Here is a 23,295-nt window from a genome sequence, read left to right on the forward strand (position 1 = left end):
CACATACGGAATAATTATCCCTGTGTTAAAATTTTTCCTTTTTTAATGCGAGGAATCTGAATACTATGAGCACAATGCGTATCGAATCAGACAGTATGGGGGAAATTGAAGTTCCGGCGGATAAATATTGGGGAGCTCAAACTGAGCGCTCGCTCCATCACTTTAATATTGGCAAAGACATTATGCCACGTGAAGTGACTCATGCTTTTGGTATTTTAAAAAAAGCTGCCGCACTAACCAATTTGGACTTAGGCAAGTTACCTCAAGATAAGGCTGATTTAATCGTTAAAGCTGCGGATGAGGTAAGTAAAGGCTTATTAGATGCGCATTTTCCGTTGCATGTTTGGCAGACAGGAAGTGGCACACAATCAAATATGAATGCTAATGAAGTGATTTCTAACCGGGCAATTGAAATGGCTGGTGGGGTTATGGGAAGCAAAACACCTGTTCACCCTAATGACCATGTGAATATGTCTCAATCATCAAACGATACCTTTCCAACGGCAATGCATATTGCCGCAGCGGTGGCGTTGAATGAAAAATTACTTCCTACCGTTAAAAACTTACGGAATGCATTTGCGGCAAAAATGGAGGCGTTTAAAGACATCGTAAAAATTGGCCGCACTCATTTGCAAGATGCGGTACCCATTACTTTAGGCCAAGAATTTTCCGGCTATGTGGCGCAACTGGATGCCTGCATCAAACGTTTAGAAGAGGTTCTTCCTGAATTATATGAGCTAGCTGCAGGCGGTACCGCAGTGGGCACTGGCTTAAATACCCATCCGCAATTTGCCACTAAGGTAGCGGAGCATATTGCGCAAATCACCAAATTGCCTTTTGTTAGTGCGGAAAATAAATTCGCAGCACTTGCTTCTCATGAACCCTTAGTATTTGCACATGGTGCAATGAAAACCCTAGCTTGCGCGCTAATGAAAATCGCCAATGATATTCGTTGGCTGGCTTCCGGTCCTCGTTGTGGAATTGGCGAACTGACTATTCCTGAAAATGAGCCTGGTTCATCAATTATGCCTGGTAAAGTTAACCCTACGCAATGCGAAGCCATGACTATGGTCTGTGCTCAAGTGTTGGGAAATGATACCGCTATTGGCATTGCAGACAGCCAAGGAAATTTTGAGTTAAATGTGTTTAAGCCTGTCATGATTTTTAACTTCTTACACTCACTTAACTTATTAACTGATACCTGCCATTCATTCCAAGAGTTTTGTGCTGAAGGTATTGAGCCTAATCGCACCATGATTGATTACTACTTGCATCATTCCTTGATGTTAGTTACCGCATTGAATCAGCACATTGGCTATGATAAAGCAGCTAAAATTGCGAAAACAGCACATCAGGACAACTGCTCCTTGCAAGAAGCGGCAGTGAAGCTAGGTTATTTAACTGCTGAGCGTTTTGCAGAATTGGTGCGACCTGAAAAAATGATTGCCCCTGAGTAGCACCTTGAGGTAATGCATAGCCTGGGTTTGTTTGCAACTAATAGCTCTTACTTAAGAAAGTTGTAGCTTGACGCACCACGCCGTAGGCCATATTACGCTTGTGCTAATACGGCCTACAAATTCGATAAATACGCGCCCGTAGCGATTCGTCCTAGAGACAGACCTCTATCTAATTAAAAAATTTCTTGAAATTGAATATCGTTCTATTGCATAGTTGCTCGACTTAGCTACATATTGCTAGGAAAAAGGATACTAATATTAATTTTTATAGGATTTATTATGGGAAAAAGCTTTACACCTGTCGAGAAAAAAGACGATAAGAACGCCAAAACTTCTCACAATGAGTTGCATCGTAATAGTGGCAAAAAAGCAACTCTTTTTGGCAATCGTACATCACGCTCACATGCCAACAACGAATTAATTGAAGATTCTTTGTTACGGGAACCATTGGAAGATAATCGCTCCCTCAAATATCGCTAGCGATTAGAATATAAACGCGTAGCCCGTATTAGCGCAGTCTAATACGGGTTCACCCGGTTTCTTAATTCAATCACCACGCCATAAATTAGTTTTCATTAAATCCAAAACAGTATCCCCTTGGCCATTAATAATGGCTTTGAGCATATATAAGCTAAAGCCTTTAACTTGTGCAGCCTCAATGCTTGGAGGAACAATTAACTCATTACGATGTACTGCCACATCCACAACCACCGGACCATCATAAGCAAAAGCCGTATGTAAATCATTGCTTAAGGTTTCAGCGCTGTTTACACGAATCCCTTTAATCCCCACAGCTTCGGCCAGGGCGGCAAAATTAGGATTTGTTAAGGAGGTCGCATAATCCAACATGCCACCCACATGCATTTCCATTTCCACAAAACCTAAAGCCCCATTATTAAAGATAATCACTTTAATTGGCAGTTTATGCTGAACTAAAGTTAAAATATCGCCCATTAACATAGAAAATCCACCATCACCACACATTGCAATTACTTGGCGGTCAGGGAAACTGGCTTGCGCGCCGATGGCTTGGGAAAGCGCGTTCGCCATAGAGCCATGATTAAACGAGCCTAACAAGCGTCTTTGCCCATTCATAGTTAAATAGCGGGCAGCCCAAACCGTGGGTGTGCCAACATCGGCAGTAAAAATGGTATCTTCATCAGCAATCATACTAATACAATGTGCCAAATACTGCGGATGTAACGGCGTATCGTTCGGTGTAGGAGTAGCCAACGCATCTAAACCTTGACGCGCTTTAAGGTAATGAGCTCGAGCTTTATCTAAATGACTGCTGTCATTTTTGGTATCCAGTAAAGGAGCTAAAGCCTTTAAGGTGCAAGCGACATCGCCAACTGCGCCAACGGCAATATCTACTCGTTTTCCTAATTGCTCACCATGCAAATCAATTTGAATAATCTGGGCTTTAGTCGGATAAAATTGGCGATAAGGAAAGCTAGTCCCTAATAAAAGTAAGGTATCACAGGCTTCCATGGCATGATAACCAGAAGAAAACCCGATAAATCCAGTCATCCCTACATCATAAGGATTATTCGGCTCAATAAATGGTTTACCACGAACAGTATGAATCACCGGCGCCTTGAGCGAATGGCATAATAGCATTAATTCTTCATGGGCATCTGCCGCACCAATACCACAAAAAACAGTAATATTTTTAGCAGCATTAAGCCGGTTAGCAATATCTGTTAATACCGGTTCAGGAGGAATAACTTTAGGATGCACGCAGGCAATGCGTTCTTTACTGGCCTCAAATTGAGCTTGCTGCAACGCCACATCTCCAGAAATGACCAAAACGGCAACTCCAGATTTAGCCTTAGCCGTCTGAATGGCAATATTCAGTAAGCGAGGCATTTGTTCAGGTGAACTAACAACTTCACAAAAGCAACTGCATTCCTTAAATAAAATATTGGGATGTGTTTCCTGAAAATAATCACTACCGACTTCCGCACTAGGGATATGAGCTGCTATTGCTAAGACCGGGACCTTACTGCGATGGCAATCATAAAGTCCGTTAATTAAATGTAAATTACCTGGACCACAACTCCCCGCACAAACTGTTAATTCTCCGGTTAATTGGGCCTCAGCTCCAGCGGCAAAAGCCGCCGCCTCTTCATGGCGAACATGAACCCATTGAATGTCTTTATAGTGTTGCAGAGCATTAGTAATTCCGTTTAACGAATCGCCAACAATGCCATAAATACGTTTTACACCCTCATTATTTAGTGTATCTACTAATACTTCTGCTACATTCGCCATTGCAGACTCCTTGATACAATTTAATTATTAGTTTAGTACAAGGTTGATACATAAGGAATTTTAAATTGGAAGCGTTCCGCAGCCAACCTGCGGAACATTAAAGGTAGGCCTTATTGAATTACTGGAATTTGTGGTGCGGCTTTACGCACTGGTCCAGGTGTTGCTTTTTGCGTAGGATCTTTAGAGGCATAAGATTTTTGTACAGGCTTTGCCTTACGATGCTGTTGTTGTACTACTTTCTTATGCTGTTGTTCCATAGGCACATAACGAGTATCTACGTGATCATGGCGTTGCATATCCCAGCTGCATGCGGTTAAACCAAAAGTTAAAGCAGCCCCCAAGAAACCACATTTAATTAAGTTATAGTTTATCATTATTTGCTCCCTGCTTTTTTATTAACTTATTAAATATAAGTGATAAAAGTCAAAATCACCACCCAAAAATAAGAAGATTTTATTTTTTCTTATAACCACCCTATAATCGAACAGATTTATCACTTACCAAAGGATTACGCTCATGATTTACCCGAATATTCTCCATACCATTGGCAACACCCCTGTTGTAAAAATTAATCGCCTGGGCCACGAATTAGATTGTGAACTGTATGCTAAGTGTGAATTCTTTAATCCCGGGGGGTCGGTTAAAGATCGGATTGGTTATGAAATGGTCGTTAATGCTGAAAAAGATGGTGTAATTAAACCAGGTTATACCTTGATTGAACCTACGTCAGGTAATACCGGCATTGGTATTGCTCTGGCTGGTGCAGTTTTAGGCTATAAAGTAATTATTACTATGCCCGAGAAGATGAGCCAAGAGAAACAATCCGTTTTAGAACGTTTAGGCGCAAAGATCTACCGTACTCCAACTGAAGCTGCTTACAATGATCCAGACAGCCATATTTCTCTAGCTAAAAAATTACAAGCTGAAATCCCCAACTCCTTTATTTTAGATCAATACGCCAACGTCAATAACCCTAATGCTCATTATCGCGGTACCGCTCAAGAGATCATCGATGATTTCGGCATGGACTTACATATGGTTGTTGCCGGAGTAGGTACGGGTGGCACCATTACTGGAATCGCCAAGCGCCTAAAAGAATATAATCCTGCTATTAAAATTATCGGCATTGATCCAGAAGGCTCAATTCTAGGTGGGGGCACGGAAATTAAATCCTATCACGTAGAGGGTATTGGTTATGATTTCTTCCCTGATGTATTAAACAATGAGTTAATTGATCAATACATCAAAACTAATGATATCAATTCTTTCCATACAGCAAGACAACTGATGCGTGATGAAGGTTTATTAGTTGGCGGGTCTTCTGGCGCAGCAATGTGGGGTGCATTACAAGCTGCCAAGACCTTAAAAAAAGGACAAAAATGCTTGGTGATATTGCCTGATTCGATCCGAAACTACATGTCTAAATTTGCCACCGATGAATGGATGAAAGCGCAGGGTTTTCTTTAATTTATATAGCTCATTTAACGCTGGCTCCCATATCCCGTATTACGACTTCGTCTAATACGGGTACCCATTCCTCATAATTAATGAGAACGAACGGCCACTTTGCTCGCAGGGGCATTTTCTATCTGGTCAAATAGCTTATCTTTATCAACTGCGCCGGCGATCACCCAGCTTGCCAAGGCATTGGTTAATAATTGAACCATTCGCTTTTCTGAACTTACCGGTGCCGCGCTAATCACTGGATGTGCATTTTGCTCTAAGCGCGTAATGAAGCGCGCATTATATTCCTGCTCTGGAAGGAAACTAATATATAAATCCCTTAACTGAGTAGCAGAGAGCTCGCCAGCAGCCACCATGCTTAAGAACGCATTACGTTGTTGCTCATAAGCATGTAAAAGTTCACGATTTTCCGCAGAAATTGCGGTCATAATATCATTCATTTTCCCTTCTTGCTCATGAGGCGTTAGCGTAGGTTTCGTGCTAATCGCTAACTGCCCGACAAAGGTAAAATCAGCTTTGCGCTTTACCTCAGGATAATATTTATTTCCTTGTATTTGTAAACTAAGAGCTGGTTGGTCTTTACCAGCCCCGCCCTCACATCGTCTAAGATCATGATCAGGTTCTTTAAATGAGAACGTAATGGCTATGTTTAAACTATCCTCTAAAGCCTTTAAAGCAACTTGGAGGTAGAACTGTTTTCATATCACGTAAATAACTTTTAGCCGTATCTGGAGGCAAATTCGCAAAAACATCGCGATAAATCAGATTTAAGTGATCTTCAAATAACTTATCAACGGTTAATTGGCGTAATACATAAGCCATACATTCAACTAATTCGGACTTACGGGAATTGCTAAGTAATCGGCTCATCCGCTCTTTGGGTGTTGTCAGATAAGCATCATTAGTCACATGTTGAGGAAAATATTGATAAAATCGACTTAATATTTTTTTTATAGCAGCATCATTAATAGGCAGGTTATTTTGCAAATAATCAATTAATGCCACGGCCACAGCATGGAATTGCTCGCCTCCGACATTAATATATTCGTATTCTTTGCCCTGGTTTTGTGCATTTTCCACAGGAGCTTTAAAGAATCCACTAGTACCGCGTACCATAACGTGCCCCTTAATTATCAATTTAAGTCCATTTTAATGAATATAAATTAAGGAAATATTAACTAATGGATTGTTTGTTCATATATTAATCATGATTTCCAAAAGAATATATTCACTATAAAATAAAAAGTCAGCATCATAATTCTAGACCATTTGCCTGGGGTTTACTCAGTTTGATTTGATTTTAATTATATTAACCGAACCTAAGAGGAAAATATGGAACAATATCAGGATGATAATTGGATTCGGGCCCAAGAACTGTTACAGCATTCTCGTGAATTTATTGCCTATTTTGAATTAGCTGAAGCAAAAATGGATGAGTGGCGGCAAGAAATTGAACGCCATGCGCTGCGCCTGCAGCAACAACAAGAATCCATCAGCCTATTAACCGACAAATCTTTAGCGCAAATTACCCAGCATCGCGATCAACTAATACAACATCTTAACAAGCAATTAAGTCCCTATTCTCCAGATCAATTTCAACGTATTGCTCATGAAAGTTGTGAATTGGTGAAGCAAGCTGCTCATGATGCCGTGCATAAAAGCAATAAGCTATTACAAAGCTTTCAGCTACGTTTTAATTTTTTTGCAGTGTTAATCACTATTTTAACGGCTTTTATTGTCGTACTTTATCTTAATGGGGAGCTTCCCTGGGAAATGCATCATGTCGCTAAAAATGAACGACAAGCCGGGCGTATGTTATTACAGATATGGCCCAATTTGAGCCAAGAAGAAAAGACAAAGATGTTAACCTATATGAAACGCTCTTAACTGATTAGGAACATATTATAAGGATCCAGCATTGCTCTTATTCATCGTCTTTTCTTTTTATTTAATCCTAATCTTGGTTTTGAGCGGTCGTTATTTTTTTCGCCGTAGCCAGCAAAAACACATCGAGCACTGGAAAAAATCCTTAGCTATTGAAAAGCACGAGCGAGTTTTTCACCAAGTGTTTCATAATGCAAATGGCTTCTTGTTATCCCAACAGGCACGTCAAAAAGGCGATTCGCTCGATTATGTTTATGGGGAAATTAAATTTTTACCCTTCCTAGCCCTTTTTTCATTGGCACATCCAAACGAACAAACCGTATTTTACGACCTTGGCTGTGGAGTGGGGAAAGCCGTGTTCGCTTGTGCGATGGTTTATCCTATTTACAAAAGTGTAGGAATAGAAATCCTGCCACAATTATATTTTAATGCCTGTAGGCACATTGATGATTTAGCTAAATTGCCAAATTATGTGGAACAATCAAAAAAAATTGAATTTATTTTAGGGGATTTTCTTGAGGTAAATTTGGATGAAGCCACTATTATTTTTATTAATTCGACTTCATTTTTTAGCCCTACCTGGGAAAAAATTTGTGCGCGACTTGAGCAATTACCGCAGCTGCAAACAGTCATTACTACGAGTAAAACCTTAGCTAGTAAGCACTTTAAGGTAATCCTGCAAACGCAAATTGAAATGAGCTGGGGGGTGGTTTTTGCCTATATCCATGCTCGAAAAAAGAATAAATACTAACTGTCTTGAAAACATTGAATAATTTTTTACCCGATCTATACTTATAGAACAAGGGCATTGTCCGCACCTAAATCTGTAATGGTGACAGACTTTGGAATAAGCGACAATCACGAGGTGGGTATGATTAAATCGGAGCTCATAGAACACATTGCTGCTCGAATGACGCATCTTACTGAAAAACAAGTAGCTGATGGGATTAACAAAATATTAGAATTAATGAGTGATGCACTCGTTAAAAATCAACGGATTGAAATTCGTGGCTTTGGTAGCTTTTCGCTACATTACCGTCCGCCACGTAATGCCCATAATCCGAAAACAGGGGAAAAAGTGGTGACTAAGGCTAAATATAGCCCGCACTTTAAACCTGGCAAAGAATTACGTGAGCGGGTAGATATGTCTCGTTCACAATATGAATTGCCAGCGGAAGAAGAATAGGTCACGAAAGAGGCAAAGTGCTATTAATAAGCATATGCCTTGAGTAAACGTTTACATTTCATCATGATGAGAATAAGCGTTCACGGGTAAATTTTGTCATTGCAAGTCATCGTGAAGCAACCCAGAATAATGCTTCGTTAAAATCCTGTACTGGGTTGCTTCACGTTGTTCGCAATGAAACTTCATTATTTAATTTAAAAACCTGCCAACACCGTGACCGCTGGCAAGAAACGTGGTAATAGAGCAACCCAGGGGTTCGGAGCACGGAGGCCTAGGTTGCTTCGCTTGCAATTAACCTTACTTAATTAATCCCAAAATGGCCTGCTAAGCGGTCTTTACTTAATTAAGTACGCGGCAAAGTCACGCCAGTTTGTCCTTGGTATTTACCACCGCGGTCACGATAGGAAACCGCGCAAACTTCGCTTGCTTCCAAGAATAGCATTTGGGCAACACCTTCATGAGCATAAATTTTTGCAGGTAGCGGGGTAGTATTGGAAAACTCCAAGGTAACATGTCCTTCCCACTCAGGCTCTAACGGAGTAACGTTAACAATAATGCCGCAGCGCGCATAAGTGGATTTACCCAAACAAATAGTCAGTACATTACGCGGAATACGGAAATACTCTACTGTACGTGCTAAAGCGAAAGAATTTGGCGGAATAATACATACATCGGACTCCACATCCACAAAACTATTCTCATCGAATGCCTTAGGGTCGACTATAGATGAATTAATGTTGGTAAAAATCTTAAACTCTCTGGAACAACGAACATCATAACCATAGCTGGATACGCCATAAGAAATAATTCGCCCGCCCTCTTTTTCACGTATTTGGTTCGACTCGAATGGAGAAATCATTCCATGTTCAAGCGCCATTTTTTCAATCCATCTATCTGATTTAATCGACACGATGAAACCTCATAATTTTTTCAAAAAAGGAGTTCTATCATAAAAAGCAAATAAACGAAAGGGGAAACGAAAAGCAAAGTGCAGCCAACTTAGATGACGTTTATAAAAAATAATGGAACATCAAAAAGCTGCAAAGCAATTGCTTCGTAGTCTTGTCCTCATTTTTTTGCCATATTCGCTAAAATATCGCCAAGCTCCATAGGCATAGGAAACACGATGGTAGAATTATTAGTTCCCGCAATTGCGGCTAAAGTCTGCAAGTAACGCAACTGCATCGCTTCGGGTTGCTGTGCTAAGACTTGAGAGGCCTGTAATAATTTGGCGGAAGCTTGTAACTCTCCTTCGGCATGAATTACTTTGGCACGTCGTTCCCGCTCAGCTTCGGCTTGTTTGGCTATTGCACGGATCATGCTTTCATCCAAATCAACATGTTTGATTTCGACATTAGACACTTTGATACCCCAATTATCCGTCTGTGCATCAAGTATTTTTTGGACGTCACTATTTAAACGCTCGCGCTCGGAAAGCATTTCATCAAGTTCATGCTGCCCTAAAACGGAACGCAATGTGGTTTGCGCTAACTGGCTAGTGGCTTCATAATAATTTTCTACTTGGATAATGGCATTCTCAGGAGTAACAACCCGAAAATACAAGACTGCATTAACTCGCACGGACACGTTATCTTTGGAGATTACATCCTGACTCGGTACATCCATAACAATAGTACGTAAATCCACCCGCACTACTTGCTGAATCATCGGAATAATTAATACTAATCCTGGGCCTTTAACTCGCCAAAAACGCCCAAGCATAAATACCACCCCGCGCTCGTATTCTCGAAAAACCTTAACAGCAGAGACTAGTAACAGGACAATAGCTACAAATAGTACGCTTAGAAAAGGTGTCATCTCATTCTCCTTGTGTTCCCGTTTCTTCTTCAACATGCAACACTAATCCTGAAGAGCCCACCACAATAACCGGCTTACCAGCAGCAATAAATTGACGAGCCGAAGCGCTCCAGATTTCTCCGTGAATGAGCACTTGTCCCTTCAGATTAATATCGCCCAACGCCTGCCCCTGACTACCTATGAAGACCTCAACCCCATGCCGTAGCCTTTGATGGCGCGCTCTAATTATGCTGCCTAAAATAATTATGAAAATAATAATATTAACCACGGCCATTGCCCCAATTACTGACCAGGCCACATGCAGCGTATGCTCGGGACTATCAATGAGCATGATTGAACCAATAAGAAAGGCAATAGTGCCTCCAACACCCAAAGAGCCAAAGGTAGGCAAAAAAGCTTCCGCAATAATGAAACCAATTCCCACAATAATGAGTAAAAACCCTGCATAGTTCACGGGTAATAACTGCAAGGCATAAAAAGCAATAAGTAGCGCAATAGCCCCAATTACCCCAGGTAGCACAAAACCCGGGTTTACTAATTCGAAAAAAATCCCATAGATGCCTAAGAGAAGAAGTAGGTAGGCCATAGTTGGGTCGGTGATTAGAGATAAAAAATAAGTGCGCCAATCCGGATTTTCTCGCTCTATTTGCGGATTACTGGTATTTAAAGTGATTTTTTGATTATTTTGCGTCACTGTAAGCCCATTGAGCTGAGTTAATAAATCCTGCTCATCTGTGGCAATAAAATTAATCACTTTTTGTTTTAACGCTTCTGTGGCGGTGATTGTTTCTGCATTTAATACGGCTTTTTGCGCAAATACCGGATCGCGCCCACGTAATTGAGCTAAAGAACGTATGGTTGCCACTGCATCGTTCGTCACCTTCTTATCCATAGTATCTGGATGCTCTCCAAGTTGCGGTGTTCCTGCAAATTCCGTACTGAGATTAACGGGACTTGCAGCACCTAACTGAGTACCGGGCGCCATTGCGGCTAAGGTCGCTGCATATAATATATAAGTTCCTGCACTGGCAGCACGTGCCCCAGTAGGACTTACATAAACAACGATGGGTACATGAGAACCTAAAAAAGTTTGTATAATGGTTCGCATCGACTCGTTCAGCCCTCCAGGAGTGTCCAGCAAGACCAGGATTAAGTCAGCATGCTGTGCTTTTTTTATATCGCGGACAATGTAATCGGCGGTGGCTGGCCCTATGGGGCCTTTAATGCTTAGTTCTACTATTTTTGCGGCATAAAGCGACGTGGTGAAAGTAAGCAAACTGAAGAGAATAATGATTATTTTTCTAGCTAAACCCGAATAACGCATAGCTATCCCTTTATGCGAGATCATATGTTTAAAGATAGCACAAAGAGGGTGGCCTGGTTGCCATGGGCAACCTAATATCGATAACCATGGGGCGTTCGTAGAAAGAGGCTATCCCCTGTACTGCGAGGGATGACCTTGCCATTCAAAGCCTGGTTACCAGCAACTAATGGCTCTTACTTAAGGGATATTTAGTAGGCTGGTGCTGAGTGCAACGAAGCCCAGCGCCGAGGCTCAATGCCACATCCATGCTGGGCTTCGCGATGCTCAGCACCAGCCTACACTTTAAGTGCCATTAATTACCAGCAACCGGGCTAAACTATTTAGAAATATACACCTATTTGTGCTGACACCGTATCGGCAGAACGCCCGGTACCCAGGGTCGGCGCGTTAACAACACCGGCTGGAGCCGCACCATTAGCAAAATTGTATTTACCGTAATCCATATCATGGCGGTACTCAAGGCTTTCAACCGTATCTTTCCAAATAGAAATGTTATAGACCCCAATAATACGTTGCTGTGGTAAATTCAGTGCTAAAGCATCCTTAGTCCGTTGATAACCGATACCAATCGATGACGGACGATTAAAGCTCTTAAAGGTTACACCAAATTCGGTTTCCAGTGCTTGTGGTTTGGCTCCACGCGCATTGAAGCTTAAATCTTGCGTTCTAAATGCCTGAGTTACTCCAACCCACTCTGCAGTCAAGTTAAAGCGGTCAAAACTTATGTTACCGTAAACGTCCACCGCTTGTGTTTTGCGTACATACTCACTTCCATGCAATAAGGAGCCAAATCCGCCGAAAGTTCCAGGATTTGCAGCCGTATTTTGCATACCCGATGAATCGGCTATAGAACTAATGTAGCTTGCGCCAACTTCTCCAGTAATTTTATTAACTGCAAAAGAATAACCAAGGTTAGCACCACCCACCCCTGATTTTCCTCGTTGGGTATCGCTGCGATAAATATAAACTGCAGCAAAAGGCCCGCGATCGGTTTGCGATTTATACCCTAAAATAAATGGTCGTGTCTTAGTGCGTGCCAAATTCATAGTAAGTGGGGCACTAACCATCGCACTCGAATAACGCCCGAATGGAGCATATAATTGCCCAGCAGTAAAGTAAAACGGGGTTTTATCTAAGTTACCTATATTCACGAAGCCTAAATTTAAGCTAAATGCCGAATTATTGATGCGAGGACCAATTTCTGGAGGACTCTCATCATAAGCAATCGACATGTAGGCTTCCACATTTTGGTTCAGTGCCGCAGCTACAGCCAGTTCGTTAGATCCCAAAGTTAAATCCGTATTAGTTTCCCCCATGTAAGAAGAGTTAACCATGCCTATGGGTTCAGCTTTACCACTAATTGCAATAATGGGGCGCTCTGGTATGGGATAACCAATTTTTTTGTACGCATCATATAAACGACGGCGCTGCTGCATTAAACGAATGTCACGGTTAATACTTGAAATGTTCACGATATAATCCGAACCATCAAATGCAGGTCGCGAGCCTAGATATGGGGAAGTAACCACTGGAGTACCGGCAATATAGGTAACTACTCGATTATCAGCGACTAATGCCGTAGGATAAAAACCGATAGACTCTGGATGCTTATCCGGAGTATGAATCGTAATTGGCGATGAGTGATATTTAATCAACTTAAGCTTTTTAGAATGTCGTCCTTGTTGTTTCTTCTCAACCTGCGACGTTTCAACTTTTGAAGATTGCGACGTTACCTCAGCTCTTTTATGGCGAGACGCAGGTGCCTGTTTTGTTTTATGGGTTACTAGTTTTTCTTGTAAAGCAATTAATTGTGATTGCAGTTGTTGTGTTTGCTTTTGTAAACGTTCTATTTCACGTTGCAACTGTTGATCATTTTCCGCATAGAGTGGCGATGAAAAACAGACTAAAGCCAATACAAGTTTTTTAATCTTCATGCGGCTACTCCTGTTTATTATTTTTTACTTCCTCACACAAGGTGTGGCCAGAAAGTATATCTTGTGAATTAAATGATGACTAGAGCTAAATTAAAACTTAATTGAAAAAATAATAGACAGGCTAATTTTAAGGGGATGGGGTTTATTTTGACTATTTGACAAAGGCGTAGTAAATGATTTTGAATACCAACTAGAATTCTTGGCACTTATAGCCCGTATTAGACAAGGGGGCGTAATGCGGGAACAAGGTGGCATAGCCCATATTACACTGCGCTAATATGGGGCTATGCGTTTGATGATTTATGCGTTACCTACATACTTCAGACCGAAGTAGGGACCAAAGAGGCCGTAGTTAACTGCATGGACTGGTGCATTAGGTTGTTGGAATTCTTGTGTAGCCAGGGCATTGAAGTAGTTAATCACTTGATAACCTGCATCAATGTTTACAGTACCTTGCCAGAAATCATGCGCATAACTCAAACCAAGTTTGGCTTCTAAGCTTGGAACAATTGATTTTTTACGTGCATAAACTTGAGCGTAAATGGCATTAAGATCATCAACAACAAAACCTTCATGATAACGTGAGGTTCCGACCAAGAGCGAACCAGTACCATTAGCAGTCACACTTAATCCATTGAATAAAGCATAAGAGTAATCAATTCCTGCAACAGGACCAATACCTTTAAAGTCAGTATTATCGAATACAGATACTGTAGAACCAAACAGCACTGGAATCAGGGGATAATTTAAAAAGTTAGTCGCATTAGACTGGATATTTGCATATTGCATACCGCCAAAGAAACGCATTTTCTTTCTAGCGCTTACATCAACATGTTGCCCTAACACAATATTCGCTTGATCAAATTGATCACGGCTAACGTAGTCTGCAGGAACTTCTGCAATAGACCCAGTAGGAATTGCTAAAGGAGCTACCATATTATTGAAGTCCGCTTTAGAATTTAAATGAGTCCAATTTACAGTTACATCATTGCCGGTGTTGAAGTAGAACGATCCCATTACACGGAAACCCCAACTCCACTTGTCACGCACATCAGCAACTTCTGAGCTCACTGTGCCTACGGGCAAACTTGGAACGAACTGTAGGCTTTTTTGAGCACTGTAGATAGGACGCATGTACAATGCTTCAGCCCCTAATTCCCATGCTCTCGCCTCACAAGGAACAGTAACATTTCCCGGTGCACATACAGGCCCCATAGAGCCAGCAGCTGCATAGCCACTTGCTACTAACCCCAATACAGCAATAGTTGTCTTTTTTAGCATAAAAACTCCATTTGAAAAAAAGCCCATCAACTGGCGATGGGCTTCACTAGGCCTATTTACATAGTACCTGCTTGCGATACGCCCAAGAGAATAATAATGTAAACAAACCCTAAGATCTTAATCGATTAAGAAATTAAACATTACCAACATACTTCAGACCAAAATACGGACCTGAAGCACCAAAATCTGATTTTTCAGCAATCAATGCGGGGCTAACCTGTCTGTTTGGGCTAAAATAATTAAACCACATATAACCAGCATCCAGGGTAATATCACCTTGCGCCATTGCGTACGTATAGTTAGCTCCCAATTTAGCTTCTAACTCGGGCACAATTGCCGTTGTAGAAAAACGAAATGGACTAACCGTAACACCGGGAATAATGGCTCCTGATACGGAATGGAAGCCATCATCATTAAACTTAGCAGTACCAACTAAAACAGCTGCTGCCCCCTTGGCATAAACACCAAAGCCATTGCCAAACTCATAGGCCATATCAAGACCTGTGCGTGGACCAAAACCATTATATACAGAAACAACTTGAAAATTTTCGACGTTGAGCGTACCCAAAACATCCAATCTGGAGACATCAACACTTGAGGTTGGCTTAATTCGGGCAAATTGAAAACCACCGTGGAAGCGCATTTTTTTATTGGCACTAAAATCAACAAATTGCCCTAACTCACCATTGACTGCATCCCATCTGACTTTTTCTTTGGAAAAGACGTCTAAAGCCAGATATGGGAGTGGATTAACGAGGAAATCATGATTACCCCCATCTAAATGATACCAGCTTAAAGTGAAATCATTACCCGTGTTAAAGTGATAGGAACCTTCCAGTTGATAACCCCAGCTCCATTGACCAGCTTGATCAAGGTATTCATTAGGATCACTAGCGCTCGGATAATAAGCAAAATCGTGGTTTACCGTTGTTTGTAAATAGAGAGCTTGCCCACCTACATCCCATGCGGTCTTGGCGCAAGGAACTGTAACATTCCCAGGGGTACAAACAGGCCCCATGGTTCCAGCGAATACCACACTGCTACCAAAGGCAAAAGCAGCTATCGCTGTTTGTTTCAAGTTTAACATGCATATCTCCACTTTCTTATAGGCCCTGTTTACAAAGCCGCTTAATTTCCGTTTATAGCTCATTTTAACTAGAAACTAAATTTTTTAGCAAGGGTACATTTCCGCCCGATAAAAGCACTGCACCTCGCCAAATTATCCCGTTCAACTTTAGCAAAGTCAACATAATCACCGAAATATCTTAAGTGATAATCTTAAATATTTGCTACATATTTGAATCCAAAATAAAGACCTGAAATACTTAAATCAGTTGTTCTATTTTCTGTAGTAACTGACTGATTATTTGCTACATTCTCCATTAAATTTTGATTTCTTAAGGGGTTAAAATAATTCACCCACAGATAGCCCAAATCAAAAAGGAAATCTCCGCGTTTAGTAGGATAACGGTAGTTAAGCCCGACACTGGCCTCCAACTGCGGAACAATCGCCGAATAGGAAGCTTGCACGGAAGTTAATGGCTGTGCTAAACCAGTAGTCTTTGCTTTACTTGAACCCACCAGCAATGCGGCAGCAGTCTTAGCATACATGCTAAATCCATTGCCCAGCATATAATCCATATCAACACCTGTACGGGGGCCAAAACCGTTAAACGAGGTGGTATAACGAAGGTTATGTGGGGCAGGCAGGCTGTCGGCATCAAACAAATCTAAAAAATCAGCAGGAACAATAAACGCAAGCCGTGCATTCATGGTATTTTTTAGCCTAGCAAATTGAAAACCACCATGGAAACGATAGCTAACATCACGCGTAAGCGTTGCAAATTGGCCTAATTCGCCATTAACTGCATCCCACTGAGTTTTCAGGGCTAAACGTATATTTAATGGGTCAAATTCCCCCAAAGGGTTAAATTTTAAATTTCCGCTCGCCCCATCCAAGTGATACCAATTAACGGTCACATCATTACCGGTGTTAAATAAGTAGGATCCCCCTAACTGAAAACCCCATCCCCATTGCCCCCCAAGTCCGTTGTAAATGTCATTGTCCCCACGAGGGTAATAGGAAAACGTTTGATTAAGGTCCGTTTGTAAATACAGTGCGTTAGCAGTCACACTCCATCCAGTTTGACTGCATGGTACCGTCACAGTGCTTGGTGCACATACAGGTCCCATGGTTCCTGCAAAAAGCACGTCACTGCTCAAAGTGAGTACAATAAGGATTATTCTTTTTAAAGCAAACATCCATGGTCTCCGTATTTCTAGATATTATGAATATTCCATTTATTGTTCAAACAATAAACGGATGGCTGTGCATAGTCTTTAAGGGCGGACAGTATCTACCAAGGCACAGAAATAAGTCAAGAAAATCAAATCGATAGCCCTTGACGGCCAAGAAAGCTGCCAAGAGGCACAACAAGCCTCTGGCAGTTATTCTACTTAAACCAGACCTACATATTTTAAGCCAAAATAAGGTCCTGAAGCACCGTAATCTGAAGTACCAAGGGCTCTTGATAGATTAAGCACTTTAACGTTGCTAAACGCATTAAAATAATTAAACCACATGTAGCCAGCATCTAAGGTTAAATTTCCTCGTGCCATGGTATAAACATAATGGGCGCCTAATTTGGCTTCAATTTCAGGTACAATTGCCGTCTTAGAGCCGCCTCTGGGTAAGTTGGTAACTCGACTTACCTCTAAATCAAATTGAGAAGAACCCACTAAAAGTGCGGTGCCAGCCTTAGCGTAAACGCCAAGACCACTTCCTAATTCATAATGCATATCAAGACCGGTGCGCGGTCCAAATCCATTGTATTGGGAGCCCAATTCATAAGCTACCCTACTTGAAGCAGCAGTAATGGTTGGCTTGATGTGCGCGAACTGGAAACCTCCATGAAAACGCATGCTTCTATCCATGCCAAAATCAACCACTTGCCCTAATTCGCCATTGACAGCATCCCATCTATTTTGGGTAGTTAAAGCCAGTTGATTAGCAGGAAGATTTGTCTCTTGCACACTAGCCATAAAACGAGCTCTACTTGCATCCAGATGATACCAGCTCACTGTTACATCATTACCCGTATTAAAGTGATAGGCTGCATCTAATTCAAATCCCCAACCCCAACGTCCTGTTAAACTGGGATACTCACCATAGGCGCTGGGAGCGAAATTAAAATCTTTATTGTATAGGGATTGCAAATACAACGCTTGCCCACCAATTTCCCAAGCCATTTGCGAGCAAGGAACGGTTACATTCCCTGGAGTGCATACAGGTCCCATAGCGCCCGCAAATACACTGCTGCTGCTCGTTACCATCAGTGCTATAACACTTTTTTTTAAACCAAACATAATACTTCTTTCCTTATTTTTATCTCATCCTGTTTTATCTACTACTTAAAGTGATAAAGGTTGCTGCAAATAAAATGCGATAAGATCATGCCTGGTTAGCAAAATAAGTCAAGGAAAGGAAGGTGAGTGAAGGAATGCAGGAAGGTAGTATGAGAACCCACCCCATTGATAAAATGGGGTGGGTAATGAAAAAGCTAGTAATTAAACATTACCAACATATTTCAAACCAACGTATGGGCCAGAAGCACCAAAGTCAGCAGAGTAGTTTGCACCATTGAATGCTGAAACATGGTTAAACGCATTGAAGTAGTTGAACCACATGTAACCAGCATCTAAAGTAACATCGCCTTGAGCCATAGAGTAAGTGTAGTTAGCACCTAACTTAGCTTCTAATTCTGGAATGATTGCAGTTTTAGAACCATGGTAAGCAACTAAAGGCTCAGCAGTTTCAAGGAATGCAGATTGGAACTTGTTATTGCCAACTAATACAGCAGCTGCTGCTTTAGCGTAAATACCAAATCCGTTACCGAATACATAGTTCATGTCCAGACCAGTACGTGGACCGAAACCGTTGAACTGAGCACTGTAACCATCAACAGCAGCAAGACCAGTTGGAGTTACAGCAGCCCAACCTGCGTTGTGCTTAGCACGAGCCCATTGGAAACCGCCATGGAAACGCATTTTTTTGTTAGCACTGAAATCAACGAATTGACCTAATTCACCGTTCACAGCATCCCATTTGTACTTAGATCCAGCTGCTACGTTATAAGCAACGTCATCAAATGTGCCAGAGAAGCCGAAGCGATTTGTTTTAGTATCTAAATGATACCAAGTTAAAGTTACATCGTTACCAGTATTGAAGTGGTAAGAACCTTCTAATTGAAAACCCCAGTTCCAACGAGTGTGGTCACGGAAGTTACCAGTTGCATCAGGAACGCCGATGAATTGGTTGCTATTAACGATTTGCAAATCAATAGCTTGGCCGCTGATGTCCCAAGCAGTACGCTCACAAGGAACAGTTACGTTTCCTGGGGTGCATACTGGACCCATTGTACCTGCAAATACTGCACTGCTACCTAAAGCGAGTACCGCTAATGCTGTTTTTTTCAAACTAAACATGCGTAGTCTCCATATAAGTTATTATTAAGTTCCAATTTTGTTAGTAACTTACACAAAGAAGCTATTAACAAAACATGCACGCCCGTTATTTGACGTAAGCATGAAAAGGTGAGCAGTATCTATACGGAGAGAAAATAAGTCAAGACAATTAGGTAAAAAAACTAAGCTTTATAGGGATTTTTTTTCGGTTACTGTGTCTATTCGATACAATATGAGAGTTATTAATTCATTTTGCGCGGATAATAAATTTGTGCTTTTCTAAAAAATCACCCCATCTCTTCTCTGAGAAATGGGGTGAAAAAGTGGGAGATTAAGCAAAATGTAACATGTACAAATTAAACATTACCTACGTACTTCAAACCAACGTAAGGACCAGAAGCTCCGAAATCCATAGTTCTTGCAGTATTAGTAACAGCACTAACATTGCTTAACGCATTGAAGTAGTTGAACCACATGTAACCAGCATCCAGAGTAATATCTCCTTGAGCCATTGAGTACGTATAGTTAGCGCCTAATTTAGCCTCTAATTCAGGAACGATAGAAGTTTTAGAACCATGATAAGCAGTTCCTACGATATCAAAGTTAGAAGCACCTGAATTAAACTTAGAGCTACCCACTAAAATTGCTGCAGCTGCTTTAGCATAAATGCCAAAACCATAGCCAGCAAATACATAGTTCATGTCAAGACCTGTACGTGGACCAAAACCGTTGTATTGAGTATTGCCCCAAGAATCAAAATCAACTGTAGTTTCATTACCGATAGCTACTGCGTGATCAGTCTTAACACGAGCCCATTGGAAACCACCATGGAAACGCATTTTTTTGTTCGCGCTGAAATCAACGAATTGACCTAATTCGCCATTAACAGCATCCCACTTACGACCAACATTCGCGTAACCAGGAACACCTACGACGCCATCAAAATCAGAAACGAAACCAAAGCGGTGTCTGCTAGCATCTAAATGGTACCAAGTTAATGTAACATCGTTACCCGTGTTGAAGTGGTAAGAACCTTCTATTTGGAAGCCCCAGTTCCAACGACTGTGATCGCGGAAATTCCCAGCGGCATCAGCAATAAAGAAATCGTTGTTGTTAACGATTTGTAAATCAATGGCTTGACCACCAATATCCCATGCAGTGCGCTCACATGGTACGGTCACATTTCCTGGAGTGCAGACAGGTCCCATTGTTCCTGCAAAAACTGCACTACTACCTAAAGCGAGTACTGCTGCTGTTGTCTTTTTCAAACTTAACATGCTAAGTCTCCGTATTATATTTTTATTTTTATTAATTCTGAGTTTTTACTTGATAACTTACAATTTAAAAGTTACCAGCAGCATGCTTTCGTCGCTTTGGTTCGAAGCATGCAACACCATGAGTATGGCTTCGAAAATTAATAAATCAAGTAAATTTACAAAAAAAAAATTAATATTTTTCATAAAGATACTTTTTTTGGGCACGGGCATTATTTTTTAATCAGAGTGACAACAACTCTCCTATTTTCGGCACGTCCAGCGTCTGTGTCATTTCTAGCCACTGGTTTTAATGCGCCTAACCATGTGACCGATAACTGCTCTTCAGGAACCCCTAAAGTTATTAAATAATTTTGTACAGCCTGTGCACGATATTGCGAGATCGCATTGTTGTAACCCTTGCGACCACTTTCATCGGCGTAACCAATTATGCGAATCACTTTAATTTGATGATCGGCAGCAGTATAGCGTGCAATGCGACGTAACTGCTCTTTATCCTGATCGGACAGTTCGCGGCTATCAGGGGCAAAATGAAAAACGCTCTCTTTTACCCGATCAAAGCCAAAAGGTAATAAATTACTAATGCAGCGCTGGTAATGAGAATAGGGCGCTTGAAAACCTCGTGGCGTCAACGCCACGCTAACATCAAATCCTATATCCGAGCGATACTTAAATGTAGGTTCATAGCCTTGGGACAAATATGTTAATAATTTCAAGGTTGAATCCCGCTTTAAAAAGATTCCATAGGCACCTGGATTTACCGTTAATGAGCCTACCCTATATGTCACTCCATCAGGTTTCCACATGGGAGCTCTAGCGATAAGCCTCGCCGGTAGAGGACGAGTCACTGCATCCCATTTACGTAAAACGAAATGGGGCGGTTGCGCGGCAAATTGTTCGAAATACCCGATTCCGTAATTAGGTATTGTTAGTGATAGACCACAACGGATTGGATTACCAGTTACCTTCCAACTTTTTTCTCCTCCCATTGGAAAGGCATAATTGATTGGTGCCATTGCGAACGTTGTACTTACAGCGAGTGCGTAGCTAACTGCAACGCGTTTTACAAACGCGTATCTATTATTACTGAATTCCATTATTAATAATCCCCATGATTGAATTCATGTTATCCTTAGATATCGACACTGTTTTAAGAATCTTTAATTATGAAATCACTAATTATCAGCCAACCGGACGACTGGCATGTTCATTTTAGGGATAATGAGGTATTAGAACATACGGTAGCAGCCAGCGCAGAACATTTTGCCCGAGTCTTAGTAATGCCTAATCTCAAGCCTGCCTTAACTACTTTATCTGCAATTAGTGCCTATAGAGAAAGGATTCTTGCGGTCTTGCCTAGCAACCATCATTTCACACCCTATATGACGTTCTACTTAAATGAATCCGTCACCGCCGCTGAATTAGAACAAGCAGCGAATTCACCTTATGTATTAGGCGCCAAACTTTATCCAGCCGGAGCAACTACTAACTCGGAAGCAGGAGCTAAGTCCCTGAAGGCGCTGTATCCTCTACTTGAGGTCATGCAGGAACAAAATCTGGTATTGCAAATTCATGGTGAGGTAACGCATAGCGATATTTTTGAACGCGAAGCCTTATTTATCGATGAATATCTAAAGCCTTTAATTCTTAATTTTCCTAGGCTGCGCATCATCCTGGAACATATTTCTACAAAAACCGCAGTCGACTTTGTCAACGAAGCCCCAGCAACAGTTGCCGCTACCATTACTCCTCACCATTTAATGTATAACCGGAATCAATTATTGGCGGGAGGAATTAGGCCGCATTATTACTGCCTACCTATTTTAAAGCATGAACGCGATCAAAAGGCTCTACAACAAGCAGCATGCAGCGGGAATCCTAAATTTTTTGCCGGTACGGACAGTGCACCGCATAGTATCCACAGCAAAGAAAACGCGTGTGGTTGTGCAGGGATTTATTCCGCACCCTTTGCTCTTGCACTTTACGCCCAAGTATTTGCTGAGTTAGATCAATTAGCCAAACTTAATCATTTTATGAGTCATTATGGAGCTGCGTTTTATCAACTACCCATTAACCAGCAGCAGATTGAATTGATTAAGTCGCCACAAACCCTACCAAAAACAATGCCATTGGGTACAGAGCGAGTCGTACCGATTGCTGCAGGTGAAACAATCCAATGGAGTATTCATGTCCCCTCTTGATAATGTATTGAGTAGTACCATGAAAGGTCGCTTTCGCGGCTTTTTGCCAGTAGTTGTCGATGTTGAAACGGCGGGGGTAAATCCGCAGAAAAATGCTCTGCTGGAAATGTGTGTTGTTTTACTCACCATGGATAAACAAGGTAATTTACAGCGTGGCACCAGCCACTTTGAGCATATTTTACCTTTTGCTGGCGCGGAGCTTGACCAAAAATCACTCGAATTTAATCAAATCGATCCCTTTCAACCCCTTCGCTTTGCTTTAGAGGAAAAAATCGCTCTAGAACAGTTGTTTAAACCTATTTTTAGCGCCATCAAACAGCAGAATTGCCAACGAGCAGTACTGGTGGGTCATAATGCCTGGTTTGATTTATTGTTTATCAAAGAGGCGGTAAAAAGAACGGGGTTAGAATCCCCCTTCCATGCCTTTACCTGCTTTGATACGGCTACTTTAGGTGGTTTGATTTATGGACAAACTGTGCTGGCAAAGGCCGCTCAAGCAGCAGGGATTCCGTTTAACACGCATGAGGCACATTCAGCCATTTATGACGCGGAAAAAACAGCGGATCTTTTTTGTGAAATGACCAATAGTTGGCGAAGATTGCAGCTTAATAATAAAGAAAACCAGGCAAAGGATATATAAATATAGCCTTTATTAATGCAGCATAAGAAATTGTACTTAAAATAAAAAAGCCGTTATTGTGCGGACGAAGTAACTCTGGGCTCCTTCGTCCACC

At 41.4% G+C, this 23,295-nt stretch carries 23 protein-coding genes; 8 read left to right on the top strand and 15 right to left on the bottom strand.

Features of this window, described 5'->3' with window-relative positions:
- The first annotated feature begins 65 nt into the window (after positions 1-65).
- Together fumC and BN3124_RS07320 are read left to right on the top strand one after the other, a co-directional pair.
- Entirely contained in the window at positions 66-1,457 is a 1,392-nt protein-coding gene (gene fumC, locus BN3124_RS07315; protein WP_058534145.1) for a class II fumarate hydratase, read from the top strand.
- Positions 1,458-1,736: 279 nt separating this feature from the next.
- Entirely contained in the window at positions 1,737-1,937 is a 201-nt protein-coding gene (locus BN3124_RS07320) for a hypothetical protein (RefSeq protein WP_058534146.1), read from the top strand.
- 66 nt (positions 1,938-2,003) lie between these two features.
- Here BN3124_RS07320 and poxB read toward each other — a convergent pair whose 3' ends face one another.
- A complete protein-coding gene (poxB, locus tag BN3124_RS07325) occupies positions 2,004-3,731 on the bottom strand; it encodes a ubiquinone-dependent pyruvate dehydrogenase (RefSeq protein ID WP_058534147.1) in 1,728 nt (575 codons plus the stop codon).
- 110 nt (positions 3,732-3,841) lie between these two features.
- Positions 3,842-4,105 carry a hypothetical protein gene (locus BN3124_RS07330; RefSeq protein WP_058534148.1) on the bottom strand — a complete coding sequence of 88 codons (264 nt, stop codon included), beginning with the start codon at positions 4,103-4,105 and terminating at the stop codon, positions 3,842-3,844.
- Positions 4,106-4,247: 142 nt separating this feature from the next.
- Here BN3124_RS07330 and BN3124_RS07335 point away from each other — a divergent pair, with 142 nt between their 5' ends.
- Positions 4,248-5,198 (top strand): pyridoxal-phosphate dependent enzyme, encoded by a 951-nt coding sequence (locus tag BN3124_RS07335; protein ID WP_058534149.1) that lies wholly within the window; start codon positions 4,248-4,250, stop codon positions 5,196-5,198.
- A gap of 77 nt (positions 5,199-5,275) precedes the next feature.
- On the opposite strand, the gene BN3124_RS17180 is transcribed toward BN3124_RS07335, so the two are convergent.
- The gene (locus tag BN3124_RS17180) at positions 5,276-5,635 is read right to left on the bottom strand and encodes a hypothetical protein (RefSeq protein ID WP_196398909.1); all 360 of its coding nucleotides are present in this window, start codon (positions 5,633-5,635) and stop codon (positions 5,276-5,278) included.
- A gap of 214 nt (positions 5,636-5,849) precedes the next feature.
- Positions 5,850-6,311 carry a transposase gene (locus BN3124_RS07340; RefSeq protein ID WP_196398910.1) on the bottom strand — a complete coding sequence of 154 codons (462 nt, stop codon included), beginning with the start codon at positions 6,309-6,311 and terminating at the stop codon, positions 5,850-5,852.
- 216 nt (positions 6,312-6,527) lie between these two features.
- Here BN3124_RS07340 and BN3124_RS07345 point away from each other — a divergent pair, with 216 nt between their 5' ends.
- The 3 genes from BN3124_RS07345 (at position 6,528) to BN3124_RS07355 (ending at position 8,265) form a co-directional block, all read left to right on the top strand.
- Positions 6,528-7,082 carry a hypothetical protein gene (locus BN3124_RS07345; protein ID WP_058534150.1) on the top strand — a complete coding sequence of 185 codons (555 nt, stop codon included), beginning with the start codon at positions 6,528-6,530 and terminating at the stop codon, positions 7,080-7,082.
- Between the two features lie 31 nt (positions 7,083-7,113).
- Positions 7,114-7,830, top strand: a complete 717-nt coding sequence (locus tag BN3124_RS07350) for a class I SAM-dependent methyltransferase (RefSeq protein ID WP_058534151.1) — start codon at positions 7,114-7,116, stop codon at positions 7,828-7,830.
- A gap of 120 nt (positions 7,831-7,950) precedes the next feature.
- Positions 7,951-8,265, top strand: a complete 315-nt coding sequence (locus tag BN3124_RS07355) for an integration host factor subunit beta (RefSeq protein WP_058534152.1) — start codon at positions 7,951-7,953, stop codon at positions 8,263-8,265.
- Between the two features lie 343 nt (positions 8,266-8,608).
- Here BN3124_RS07355 and dcd read toward each other — a convergent pair whose 3' ends face one another.
- The 11 genes from dcd to BN3124_RS07410 all read right to left on the bottom strand — a co-directional run bounded on the left by dcd (position 8,609) and on the right by BN3124_RS07410 (position 21,457).
- On the bottom strand, positions 8,609-9,175 hold the full coding sequence (dcd, locus tag BN3124_RS07360; RefSeq protein ID WP_058534153.1) for a dCTP deaminase: 567 nt from the start codon (positions 9,173-9,175) through the stop codon (positions 8,609-8,611).
- 158 nt (positions 9,176-9,333) lie between these two features.
- A complete protein-coding gene (locus tag BN3124_RS07365) occupies positions 9,334-10,083 on the bottom strand; it encodes a slipin family protein (protein WP_058534154.1) in 750 nt (249 codons plus the stop codon).
- 1 nt (position 10,084) lies between these two features.
- Complete coding sequence (locus tag BN3124_RS07370) at positions 10,085-11,407, bottom strand: NfeD family protein (RefSeq protein ID WP_149865226.1); 1,323 nt, start codon at positions 11,405-11,407, stop codon at positions 10,085-10,087.
- Positions 11,408-11,727: 320 nt separating this feature from the next.
- Positions 11,728-13,341, bottom strand: coding sequence for an LbtU family siderophore porin (locus BN3124_RS07375; RefSeq protein ID WP_058534155.1), 1,614 nt, complete (start codon positions 13,339-13,341; stop codon positions 11,728-11,730).
- A gap of 300 nt (positions 13,342-13,641) precedes the next feature.
- Positions 13,642-14,622: an Lpg1974 family pore-forming outer membrane protein gene (locus BN3124_RS07380; protein WP_058534156.1), complete on the bottom strand. Its 981-nt coding sequence runs from the start codon at positions 14,620-14,622 to the stop codon at positions 13,642-13,644.
- Between the two features lie 133 nt (positions 14,623-14,755).
- On the bottom strand, positions 14,756-15,709 hold the full coding sequence (locus BN3124_RS07385) for an Lpg1974 family pore-forming outer membrane protein (RefSeq protein WP_058534157.1): 954 nt from the start codon (positions 15,707-15,709) through the stop codon (positions 14,756-14,758).
- 191 nt (positions 15,710-15,900) lie between these two features.
- A complete protein-coding gene (locus BN3124_RS07390; RefSeq protein WP_058534158.1) occupies positions 15,901-16,884 on the bottom strand; it encodes an Lpg1974 family pore-forming outer membrane protein in 984 nt (327 codons plus the stop codon).
- Positions 16,885-17,079: 195 nt separating this feature from the next.
- The gene (locus tag BN3124_RS07395) at positions 17,080-17,988 is read right to left on the bottom strand and encodes an Lpg1974 family pore-forming outer membrane protein (RefSeq protein WP_058534159.1); all 909 of its coding nucleotides are present in this window, start codon (positions 17,986-17,988) and stop codon (positions 17,080-17,082) included.
- Between the two features lie 201 nt (positions 17,989-18,189).
- Entirely contained in the window at positions 18,190-19,107 is a 918-nt protein-coding gene (locus BN3124_RS07400; RefSeq protein ID WP_058534160.1) for an Lpg1974 family pore-forming outer membrane protein, read from the bottom strand.
- Between the two features lie 335 nt (positions 19,108-19,442).
- Positions 19,443-20,363 carry an Lpg1974 family pore-forming outer membrane protein gene (locus BN3124_RS07405; RefSeq protein WP_058534161.1) on the bottom strand — a complete coding sequence of 307 codons (921 nt, stop codon included), beginning with the start codon at positions 20,361-20,363 and terminating at the stop codon, positions 19,443-19,445.
- Positions 20,364-20,572: 209 nt separating this feature from the next.
- Positions 20,573-21,457: a flagellar protein MotY gene (locus BN3124_RS07410; RefSeq protein ID WP_058534162.1), complete on the bottom strand. Its 885-nt coding sequence runs from the start codon at positions 21,455-21,457 to the stop codon at positions 20,573-20,575.
- A gap of 69 nt (positions 21,458-21,526) precedes the next feature.
- Between BN3124_RS07410 and pyrC the strand changes: the two genes are divergently transcribed.
- On the top strand, positions 21,527-22,561 hold the full coding sequence (gene pyrC / locus BN3124_RS07415) for a dihydroorotase (RefSeq protein WP_058534163.1): 1,035 nt from the start codon (positions 21,527-21,529) through the stop codon (positions 22,559-22,561).
- On the top strand, positions 22,548-23,201 hold the full coding sequence (gene rnt, locus BN3124_RS07420; RefSeq protein ID WP_058534164.1) for a ribonuclease T: 654 nt from the start codon (positions 22,548-22,550) through the stop codon (positions 23,199-23,201). Before pyrC ends, rnt begins: the two co-directional genes overlap by 14 nt.
- Positions 23,202-23,295: the final 94 nt, after the last annotated feature.

The sequence above is a fragment of the Legionella saoudiensis genome (genome assembly GCF_001465875.1).
In the GTDB taxonomy this organism is placed as follows: Bacteria; Pseudomonadota; Gammaproteobacteria; order Legionellales; family Legionellaceae; genus Legionella; species Legionella saoudiensis.

Excerpts from the sequence above, each read along its gene's own strand:
- fumC (WP_058534145.1), top strand. The coding sequence starts at position 66 with ATGAGCACAATGCGTATCGAATCAGACAGTATGGGGGAAATTGAAGTT.
- BN3124_RS07320 (WP_058534146.1), top strand. The coding sequence starts at position 1,737 with ATGGGAAAAAGCTTTACACCTGTCGAGAAAAAAGACGATAAGAACGCC.
- poxB (WP_058534147.1), bottom strand. The coding sequence starts at position 3,731 with ATGGCGAATGTAGCAGAAGTATTAGTAGATACACTAAATAATGAGGGT.
- BN3124_RS07330 (WP_058534148.1), bottom strand. The coding sequence starts at position 4,105 with ATGATAAACTATAACTTAATTAAATGTGGTTTCTTGGGGGCTGCTTTA.
- BN3124_RS07335 (WP_058534149.1), top strand. The coding sequence starts at position 4,248 with ATGATTTACCCGAATATTCTCCATACCATTGGCAACACCCCTGTTGTA.
- BN3124_RS17180 (WP_196398909.1), bottom strand. The coding sequence starts at position 5,635 with ATGAATGATATTATGACCGCAATTTCTGCGGAAAATCGTGAACTTTTA.
- BN3124_RS07340 (WP_196398910.1), bottom strand. The coding sequence starts at position 6,311 with ATGGTACGCGGTACTAGTGGATTCTTTAAAGCTCCTGTGGAAAATGCA.
- BN3124_RS07345 (WP_058534150.1), top strand. The coding sequence starts at position 6,528 with ATGGAACAATATCAGGATGATAATTGGATTCGGGCCCAAGAACTGTTA.
- BN3124_RS07355 (WP_058534152.1), top strand. The coding sequence starts at position 7,951 with ATGATTAAATCGGAGCTCATAGAACACATTGCTGCTCGAATGACGCAT.
- BN3124_RS07365 (WP_058534154.1), bottom strand. The coding sequence starts at position 10,083 with ATGACACCTTTTCTAAGCGTACTATTTGTAGCTATTGTCCTGTTACTA.
- BN3124_RS07370 (WP_149865226.1), bottom strand. The coding sequence starts at position 11,407 with ATGCGTTATTCGGGTTTAGCTAGAAAAATAATCATTATTCTCTTCAGT.
- BN3124_RS07375 (WP_058534155.1), bottom strand. The coding sequence starts at position 13,341 with ATGAAGATTAAAAAACTTGTATTGGCTTTAGTCTGTTTTTCATCGCCA.
- BN3124_RS07380 (WP_058534156.1), bottom strand. The coding sequence starts at position 14,622 with ATGCTAAAAAAGACAACTATTGCTGTATTGGGGTTAGTAGCAAGTGGC.
- BN3124_RS07385 (WP_058534157.1), bottom strand. The coding sequence starts at position 15,709 with ATGTTAAACTTGAAACAAACAGCGATAGCTGCTTTTGCCTTTGGTAGC.
- BN3124_RS07390 (WP_058534158.1), bottom strand. The coding sequence starts at position 16,884 with ATGTTTGCTTTAAAAAGAATAATCCTTATTGTACTCACTTTGAGCAGT.
- BN3124_RS07395 (WP_058534159.1), bottom strand. The coding sequence starts at position 17,988 with ATGTTTGGTTTAAAAAAAAGTGTTATAGCACTGATGGTAACGAGCAGC.
- BN3124_RS07400 (WP_058534160.1), bottom strand. The coding sequence starts at position 19,107 with ATGTTTAGTTTGAAAAAAACAGCATTAGCGGTACTCGCTTTAGGTAGC.
- BN3124_RS07405 (WP_058534161.1), bottom strand. The coding sequence starts at position 20,363 with ATGTTAAGTTTGAAAAAGACAACAGCAGCAGTACTCGCTTTAGGTAGT.
- BN3124_RS07410 (WP_058534162.1), bottom strand. The coding sequence starts at position 21,457 with ATGGAATTCAGTAATAATAGATACGCGTTTGTAAAACGCGTTGCAGTT.
- pyrC (WP_058534163.1), top strand. The coding sequence starts at position 21,527 with ATGAAATCACTAATTATCAGCCAACCGGACGACTGGCATGTTCATTTT.
- rnt (WP_058534164.1), top strand. The coding sequence starts at position 22,548 with ATGTCCCCTCTTGATAATGTATTGAGTAGTACCATGAAAGGTCGCTTT.